Source organism: Pseudomonas sp. NPDC089752 (assembly GCF_044748725.1).
In the GTDB taxonomy this organism is placed as follows: Bacteria; Pseudomonadota; Gammaproteobacteria; order Pseudomonadales; family Pseudomonadaceae; genus Aquipseudomonas.
Map to the genome: position 1 here is coordinate 49,010 of NZ_JBIVGP010000006.1, position 8,412 is coordinate 57,421.

General features: G+C 61.2%; 7 protein-coding genes and 1 tRNA gene. 6 read left to right on the plus strand and 2 right to left on the minus strand.

What is annotated here, in order from left to right; all coding sequences use genetic code 11:
- Positions 1 to 16: 16 nt before the first annotated feature.
- From ACIPZF_RS11560 to ACIPZF_RS11580, 5 genes are all read left to right on the plus strand, one after another.
- Positions 17 to 802 carry a TatD family hydrolase gene (locus ACIPZF_RS11560; protein WP_400799012.1) on the plus strand — a complete coding sequence of 262 codons (786 nt, stop codon included), beginning with the start codon at positions 17 to 19 and terminating at the stop codon, positions 800 to 802.
- A gap of 693 nt (positions 803 to 1,495) precedes the next feature.
- On the plus strand, positions 1,496 to 2,131 hold the full coding sequence (locus ACIPZF_RS11565) for a TetR/AcrR family transcriptional regulator (protein ID WP_400683149.1): 636 nt from the start codon (positions 1,496 to 1,498) through the stop codon (positions 2,129 to 2,131).
- Positions 2,132 to 2,238: 107 nt separating this feature from the next.
- Positions 2,239 to 3,207, plus strand: coding sequence for a GTP 3',8-cyclase MoaA (locus ACIPZF_RS11570; RefSeq protein WP_400799015.1), 969 nt, complete (start codon positions 2,239 to 2,241; stop codon positions 3,205 to 3,207).
- 65 nt (positions 3,208 to 3,272) lie between these two features.
- Positions 3,273 to 3,878, plus strand: a complete 606-nt coding sequence (locus ACIPZF_RS11575; protein WP_400799018.1) for a DUF4823 domain-containing protein — start codon at positions 3,273 to 3,275, stop codon at positions 3,876 to 3,878.
- A 10-nt stretch (positions 3,879 to 3,888) separates the two neighbouring features.
- Entirely contained in the window at positions 3,889 to 4,449 is a 561-nt protein-coding gene (locus ACIPZF_RS11580; RefSeq protein WP_400799020.1) for a DUF1285 domain-containing protein, read from the plus strand.
- A gap of 315 nt (positions 4,450 to 4,764) precedes the next feature.
- Here the strand turns inward: ACIPZF_RS11580 and ACIPZF_RS11585 are convergent.
- Positions 4,765 to 4,840, minus strand: a tRNA-Asn gene (locus ACIPZF_RS11585).
- A gap of 74 nt (positions 4,841 to 4,914) precedes the next feature.
- Entirely contained in the window at positions 4,915 to 6,111 is a 1,197-nt protein-coding gene (locus ACIPZF_RS11590; RefSeq protein WP_400799023.1) for an amino acid aminotransferase, read from the minus strand.
- Between the two features lie 287 nt (positions 6,112 to 6,398).
- Between ACIPZF_RS11590 and uvrB the strand changes: the two genes are divergently transcribed.
- Positions 6,399 to 8,412, plus strand: a 2,014-nt coding sequence (gene uvrB, locus ACIPZF_RS11595) for an excinuclease ABC subunit UvrB (protein ID WP_400799026.1), incomplete at its 3' end; no start/stop codon positions are given.

Sequence of the window (8,412 nt, forward strand, 5' to 3'; positions counted from 1 at the left end):
ATGTGTGCCGTATCCCATGCTCGTAGACTCCCATTGCCACCTCGATCGTCTTGACCTCAGTGCCCACCAGGGTTCCCTCGATGCTGCCCTGCAGGCGGCGCGCGAGCGCGGCGTCGGGCACTTCCTGTGCATTGGCGTCAGCGCCGAGAACGCCGGCGCGGTGAAGGCCCTGAGCGAGCAGTATGCCGATGTCGACTGCTCGGTGGGCGTGCACCCTCTTGATCTGGCACCTGGCGAAACCCCGGCGCTGGAATGGCTGTTGCGTGAGTTGGCGCACCCGCACGTCGTCGCCATCGGTGAAACCGGGTTGGATTACCATTACGAACCGGAAGCGGCCGAGCTGCAGCAGGCGTCGTTCCGCCTGCACCTGGAGGCTTCGCGCCAGACCGGCAAACCGGTGATCGTGCATACCCGTGCGGCTAGGGCCGACACGTTGGCGCTGCTGCGCGAGGCCAGCCTGCCCCAGGCCGGCGTGCTGCACTGCTTTACCGAGGACTGGGACATGGCGAAGGCGGCGCTGGATCTGGGGTACTACATTTCGCTGTCTGGCATCGTCACCTTCCGCAATGCCGAGGCGTTGCGCGACGTGGCGCGGCAAGTGCCGGCTGACCGGCTGCTGGTGGAGACCGATTCGCCTTACCTGGCGCCAATTCCTTATCGTGGCAAGCCGAACCTGCCCGAGTATGTGCGTGAGGTTGCGGAGTATGTGGCGTCGTTGCGGGGGGTGAGTTATGCGCAGCTGGCGGAGCAGACTACTGGCAACTTCAAGCGGTTGTTTCCTTTGGCGCGGGTGGGGGGGTAAGGGCGCCTGGCTGGGGTTTTCCGGTGGTGCTGAAATCGAGCGCCGCCCGCGCGGCGCATCGCGGATGAATCCGCTCCTACATTTGTTGCAACGTGCCATGGTCTGATAGGCCATAGTTGCCAGCCTCGTTGGCACGACGCGATTTTTTGACTGGCGCTGCCGCCGCCCCACCAGACTCAAGCCATGCACCAAGGCGAACAACCATGGCCTTACAGACCTAGGTACGTTGCAACAAATGTAGGAGCGGATTCATCCGCGATGCGCCGCGCGGGCGGCGCTCGATCTTGAGAGCGCTAACAATCCATCGGCTGGCACATCCTGCCGCCACACACTCTCAACCCTCCCTGGTACAGGCAAAAAAAACCCGGGTTCTGGGGGAGGAATCCGGGTTAAGACCATTAGGAGTAAAACAAAGGTACGCGGTCCCTGAGCACCTTTATCGGCGCGCCACTTGGGGGGGATGCGCCGCGCCAACACTTCAAGTATTGGTCAGCTTTGGCGCAGTGCCAGTCTTGATTGGTCGTTTTTTAAACAGATTTGGAATACGCCTGCTGTCGCTTCCTTCCTCAATGCATCTTTACCGCCCCTGCGCCCGCTCGAACTCATCGTGAAACACAGACATGTTTGGATGATCCGTGCAATTTGCTGCAAGTTAGGCATAATAAACCGCTTCAATGTCATCCAGTCCTTCCCATGCAGAAAGAACCTCGTAAGGTCCGTGAGTTTCGCCGTCGCGAACAGGAAATCCTCGATACTGCGCTCAAGCTGTTTCTCGAACAGGGTGAAGATAGCGTCACCGTCGAGATGATCGCTGACGCCGTAGGTATCGGCAAAGGTACGATCTACAAGCACTTCAAGTCCAAGGCGGAGATCTACCTGCGCCTGATGCTCGACTACGAGCGCGACTTGAACGGGCTGTTGCACTCGGCCGATGTCGACCGCGACAAGGAGGCGCTGTCGCGCGCCTATTTCGAGTTCCGCATGCGCGACCCGCAGCGCTACCGGCTGTTCGACCGCCTGGAAGAAAAGGTGGTAAAGGGCAATCAGGTACCGGAAATGGTCGAGGAGCTGCACAGCATTCGTGCCTCCAACTTCGATCGGCTGACCCAGCTGATCAAGGGGCGGATCAGCGAAGGCAAACTCGAAGACGTGCCGCCGTATTTCCACTACTGTGCTGCCTGGGCCCTGGTACATGGTGCCGTGGCACTGTATCACTCGCCGTTCTGGAGCAACGTGCTGGAGGACCAGGAGGGCTTCTTCCAGTTCCTCATGGACATCGGCGTGCGCATGGGCAACAAGCGCAAGCGCGACCCGGAACCCGCGAACTGAAGCGTTTCGCCCTTTTTGGCTGAAACCGGCATGAAGCCGGGGCTTGCAAAAACCTGAATTTTGAGTCAGGTTTCGCCAGCCCCGATTCATCCATGCCGGAGTCATTCATGATCGTCGATCGTCAAGGCAGGCGTTTTCGCAACCTGCGCGTCAGCCTGACGGCTGCCTGTAATTACGCCTGTAGCTATTGCGTGCCCAATGGCAAGCGTCTGGTGGCGGCACAGGATGAGCTGTCGGCAGAGGCGCTGGCACGTGGCGTGGCCTATCTGATCGAAGCTGCAGGTATCGAACGCCTGCGTATTACCGGTGGCGAACCCTTGGTCAGCCCCAGGCTCGATGCGTTTCTCGCAGCGGTGGCCAGGCTCGATCTGCAGGATATCTCCCTCACCACCAATGGCCAGTTGCTCTCGCGCAAGCTGCCGCAGTTGCAAGCGGCCGGTATCCGTCGTCTGAATGTTTCTCTCGATACCCTGGATCCTCAGGCGTTCCGACGCATCGCCCGGGGTGGCGACCTGGATAGCGTACTTGCGGGCATGCAGCAGGCGAGTGCCATGGGCATGCAGATCAAGGTGAACATGGTGCCCATGCGCGGGGAGAATCTCGATCAAGTGGTGCCCATGCTCGACTATTGCCTGGCCCGCGGCTTCGAGTTGCGCTTCATCGAATTGATGCGCATGGGCCATCTGGCTCGCGACTCCAACACCTTCTTGCAACAGTTCGTAGGGCTGGACCAGCTGCTGGAGCTGATCGGTCGCGAGCATGGCTACCAGCAGGTCGATGCGCCACTGGATGCCACCGCGCTGCGCTACCAGATACCGGGCAAGGGGCATTTTGGTGTGATCGCCAACGAGAGTGTGCCGTTCTGCCGTACCTGCTCGCGTCTGCGCTTGTCCTCCACGGGCTGGCTGCATGGCTGCTTGTCGTCGAGCAACCGTCACTTTGTCGGCGACTTGCTCGAGCAGCCCCGCCACCAGGCGCTTCCCGCATTGCAGCGGTTGCTGGTCAAGGCCCTGGCCGACAAGCAGGAACTGGCGTTTTCCGGTGATGTCATGGTGATGAAGGTGATCGGCGGCTGATCTGGCGCAAAAGCTGCATCCGCCGGCTATTCGCCGGTTTTTCGTCACCGGCCACTGGAGGGAAGATGCGTAGCCTGGTCTTGCCGCTGGCGCTGTTGGCGCTGGGCGGCTGCATGAATGTCAGCGATATGGGCGAGGGCGTCCGTTACCACATGAGCGATGCCGGCCTGCTGGATCACAGCGATACGCGCCGCACTCTGTCGATCCGCCTGCAACCCGATTCGTTCATCTTCATCGGCCAGGGCGCATTCATGCCACCGAGCAAGGGGCCGGTGCCGAAACAGAACGTGGTGGCCGAAGAGGCCTTCAAGAGCTTCGTCGAGTATTTCCCGCTGGTACGCCGCGCCCAAGGGCCGCTGGGCCTGGAAGAAGCCATTGCCGAGGCCCGCGCTGTAGGCGCCGACTATGTGCTGTACACCCGTTTCGCCCGCACCGATGACCGCATCTCCAATGGCGATGAATGGTATGACGAACAGGCGGTCGACCGCTTGGGGTGGGATACCGGCGTGGTGCAGATGATGCTGATCGAAACCAGCACCCGTTACCTGATCGACAGCGCACGCATCAAGAGCCGTGGCGGTTTGTTGACGTTCCACGACAATACGCCTCAGGATTTGCTCGCGGCACCGATGCGCGAGTACGCTCGTAGCCTTCTGGGCATGAGTGAGTGAGGGCAGGGTGATGACGGATTCCGCCAAGGCCAACGATTTACTGGCACAGATCCCCAAGCACAAGGGCCTGCCGCCGGTGCATCTGTGGAATCCGGATTTCTGCGGTGACATCGACATGCGCATCGCCCGTGACGGCACCTGGTATTACCTGGGTACGCCAATCGGGCGCAAGCCGATGGTGCGGCTGTTTTCCACGATCATTCGCCGCGATGGCGATGACTACTTCCTGATCACGCCGGTGGAAAAGGTGGGTATTCGCGTCGACGATGCGCCGTTCGTTGCCGTGGCCCTGGATGTGCAGGGCAGTGGCGAGCAGCAGGTGTTGACCTTTACCAGCAATGTCGAGGATCAGGTCGAAGCGGGCCCGGCGAATCCTCTGCGTGTGGAGATCGACCCTGTCACCCAGGAGCCGTCGCCTTATGTGCTGATGCGCAGCAATCTCGAGGCGTTGATCCATCGCAATGTGTTCTACCAGTTGGTCGAGCTGGCAGTTGCGCGTGAGATCGATGGCGAAGAATGGCTAGGCGTCTGGAGCCATGGCGTGTTCTATCCCATTGGTCGTACCAGCTGAGCCGATTTAGTGTCATTGAGATCGAGCGCCGCCCGCGCGGCGCATCGCGAGCAACGCTCGCTCCTACGTTTGTTTCGGGCCAATTAATTCTGGGAAATCGGCGCGCGAACGCCTTGGCGCATGGCGCATTGTCGTGTCGATCTGAAAAAAGGCCGCGCGCGCTCGTCAATGACATAACTGGCCCGAAACAAACGTAGGAGCGGCGTTGCTCGCGATGCGCCGCGCGGGCGGCGCTCGATCTTATCAACGCCACAAATCCCAAGCCGAACAAAAAAGCCCCCGGCTGCTTTCGCAACCGGGGGCTTTTTCAGAATTTGGCTCCGCGACCTGGACTCGAACCAGGGACCCAATGATTAACAGTCATTTGCTCTACCGACTGAGCTATCGCGGAATCTGCGTGCATTTTACCCATTGCCAGCGGCAAGTCAACCCACCCCTGGCAATTCAATCAGCTAAATCAAGCAGTTACAGCACTTCGACGATGGCCTTGGTGACCACGTGGATGTTGCTCTGATTCAGCGCGGCAACGGCGATGCGGCCAGTATCCAGCGCATAGATGCCGAACTCGTTCTTCAGGCGTGCCACCTGCTCTACGCTCAGGCCGGAGTAGGAGAACATGCCCGCCTGGCGGCCAACGAAGCTGAAGTCGCGCTTGGCGCCGTATTCAGCCAGCAGGCTGACCATTTGCTGACGCATGCCGTGGATGCGCTGGCGCATTTCACCCAGCTCGGCTTCCCACATCTGGCGCAGCTCGTCGCTGTTGAGCACGGTAGCGACGATGGTGGCGCCGTGGGTCGGCGGGTTGGAGTAGGTGGTGCGGATCACGCGCTTGACCTGCGACAGCACACGGGTGCTCTCGTCCTTGTTGGCGGTGACGATCGACAGGGCGCCGACGCGCTCGCCGTACAGCGAGAACGACTTGGAAAACGAGCTGGAAACGAAGAACTCCAGGCCCGACTCGGCGAACAGGCGCACGGCGAAGGCGTCTTCGGCGATGCCATCACCAAAGCCCTGGTAGGCCATGTCGAGGAACGGCACATGACCCTTGGCCTTGACCACTTCCAGGACGTTTTTCCAGTCGTCCAGGCCGAGGTCGACGCCGGTCGGGTTATGGCAGCACGCGTGCAGCACGACGATCGAGCCGGACGGCAGGGCGTTCAGGTCTTCGAGCATACCGGCACGGTTGACGTCGTTGCTCGGTGCGTCGTAGTAGCGGTAGTTCTGCACCGGGAAGCCGGCGGTCTCGAACAGCGCGCGGTGGTTTTCCCAGCTCGGGTCGCTGATGGCGACCACGGCATTGGGCGACAGGCGCTTGAGGAAGTCGGCGCCGATTTTCAGAGCACCGGTGCCGCCTACGGCCTGCACGGTGACCACGCGGCCTGCGGCCAGCAGTGGCGACTCGGCGCCGAAGATCAGTTTCTGCACGGCCTGGTCGTAGGTGGCGATGCCGTCGATCGGCAGGTAGCCGCGCGAGGCATGCTGGGCGGCACGCTGGGTTTCGGCTTCGATCACGGCGCGCAGCAGCGGAATGCGGCCTTCCTCATTGCAGTACACGCCCACGCCCAGGTTGACCTTGTCGGTACGGGGATCGGCGTTGAATGCTTCGTTGAGGCCCAGAATGGGGTCGCGGGGTGCCAGCTCGACAGCGGAAAACAGGCTCATTGTTACCTTGGCTCTGAATGGAGAGTGATAGGGCGTACACGCTCCAGCCGAATGCACTGAAGCGGTGCACAAACGGGGAGTCAGTATAGTGATACCGCTCGGTCACTGCGACAGTGTGGCGCAGCTTTTCCGGCAATTTGCGCAAATATTTTTCGACCATTGGTCGAATTGCCGTGTCCACCGCAATAGGCGCTCACACCTGGACCTTGAATCCGGTCCCGGGCGGGCGCATTTGGGTATAGACTACTGGCTAAATTTACAGTTGCTGCGTTACCGCGAGGTCCGACATGTCCGAGTTCCAGCTCGTCACCCGTTTCCAGCCGGCCGGCGACCAGCCCGAGGCCATCCGCCAGATGGTCGAGGGTATCGAGGCGGGCCTGTCGCACCAGACCCTGCTCGGGGTGACCGGGTCGGGCAAAACCTTCAGCATTGCCAACGTCATTGCGCAGGTGCAGCGCCCGACCCTGGTGCTGGCGCCGAACAAGACCCTGGCCGCGCAGTTGTATGGCGAGTTCAAGGCGTTCTTCCCGAACAATGCGGTGGAGTACTTCGTCTCCTACTACGACTACTACCAGCCCGAAGCTTATGTGCCGTCGTCGGATACCTTCATCGAGAAGGATGCCTCGATCAACGACCACATCGAGCAGATGCGCCTGTCGGCGACCAAGGCGCTGCTGGAACGGCGCGATGCGATCATCGTCACCACCGTGTCGTGCATCTATGGCCTGGGCAGCCCCGAGACCTACCTTAAGATGGTGTTGCACGTCGACCGTGGCGATAAGCTCGACCAGCGCGCGCTGCTGCGCCGTTTGGCCGACCTGCAATACACCCGTAACGAGATGGACTTCGCCCGCGCCACCTTCCGCGTGCGTGGCGATGTGATCGACATCTTCCCTGCTGAATCGGACCGTGAAGCCATCCGTATCGAGCTGTTCGATGACGAAGTGGAGAACATCGCTGCGTTCGACCCGCTGACCGGCGAAGTCTTCCGCAAGTTGCCGCGCTTTACCTTCTATCCCAAGAGCCACTACGTCACCCCGCGGGAAACCCTGCTGGAAGCTGTGGACGGCATCAAGGACGAACTCAAGGACCGCCTCGAATATCTTCACCAAGGCAACAAGCTGGTCGAAGCCCAGCGCCTGGAGCAGCGTACCCGTTTCGACCTGGAGATGATCCTCGAACTGGGCTACTGCAACGGTATCGAGAACTACTCGCGCTATCTGTCCGGGCGCCCGGCTGGCGCGCCGCCGCCGACCCTCTATGACTACCTGCCGGCGGATGCCCTGCTGGTGATCGACGAGTCACACGTCAGCGTTCCGCAGGTCGGGGCAATGTACAAGGGCGATCGATCGCGAAAGGAAACCCTGGTCGAGTACGGCTTCCGCCTGCCGTCGGCGCTAGATAACCGGCCCATGCGTTTCGATGAGTGGGAGTCGGTCAGCCCGCAGACGATTTTCGTATCCGCAACCCCAGGGCCATATGAAGCCGAGCACGCTGGGCGGGTGGTCGAGCAGGTGGTGCGCCCGACCGGCCTGGTCGACCCGCAGGTCGAGATACGCCCGGCGCTGACCCAGGTCGACGACCTGCTGTCGGAGATTCGCAAGCGCGTCGATCAGGGCGAGCGGGTTCTGGCCACCACGCTGACCAAGCGCATGGCCGAAGACCTTTCCGATTACCTGGCCGACCACGACGTGCGGGTGCGCTACCTGCACTCGGATATCGACACGGTGGAGCGGGTGGAAATCATCCGAGACCTGCGCCTGGGCACCTTCGACGTGCTGGTGGGCATCAACCTGCTGCGTGAGGGCCTGGACATGCCCGAGGTCTCGCTGGTGGCGATTCTCGATGCAGACAAGGAAGGTTTCCTGCGTTCCGAGCGTTCGCTGATCCAGACCATCGGTCGGGCCGCACGAAATCTCAATGGTCGGGCGATTCTTTATGCCGACCAGATCACCGGATCCATGCAGCGGGCGATCGACGAGACCGAGCGCCGGCGCGAGAAGCAGATCGCCTTCAACGAGGCCCACGGCATCGTGCCCAAGGGCGTGGTCAAAGACATCACCGACATCATGGAAGGCGCCACCGTGCCGGGCTCGCGCAGCAAGAAGCGCAAAGGCATGGCCAAGGCGGCGGAGGAGAGCGCCCGTTACGAGGCCGAACTGCGCACGCCGGGTGAGATCACCAAGCGCATCAAGCAGTTGGAAGAGAAAATGATGCAGTTTGCGCGCGATCTGGAGTTTGAAGCTGCGGCGCAGTTGCGGGATGAGATCACCCAGCTTCGCGAGCGGCTGATTACCAGTT

What these genes read in the sequence shown, in the direction of transcription:
- ACIPZF_RS11560 (WP_400799012.1), top strand. Translation starts at nt 17, where the DNA reads ATGCTCGTAGACTCCCATTGCCACCTCGATCGTCTTGACCTCAGTGCC.
- ACIPZF_RS11565 (WP_400683149.1), top strand. Translation starts at nt 1,496, where the DNA reads ATGCAGAAAGAACCTCGTAAGGTCCGTGAGTTTCGCCGTCGCGAACAG.
- ACIPZF_RS11570 (WP_400799015.1), top strand. Translation starts at nt 2,239, where the DNA reads ATGATCGTCGATCGTCAAGGCAGGCGTTTTCGCAACCTGCGCGTCAGC.
- ACIPZF_RS11575 (WP_400799018.1), top strand. Translation starts at nt 3,273, where the DNA reads ATGCGTAGCCTGGTCTTGCCGCTGGCGCTGTTGGCGCTGGGCGGCTGC.
- ACIPZF_RS11580 (WP_400799020.1), top strand. Translation starts at nt 3,889, where the DNA reads ATGACGGATTCCGCCAAGGCCAACGATTTACTGGCACAGATCCCCAAG.
- ACIPZF_RS11590 (WP_400799023.1), bottom strand. Translation starts at nt 6,111, where the DNA reads ATGAGCCTGTTTTCCGCTGTCGAGCTGGCACCCCGCGACCCCATTCTG.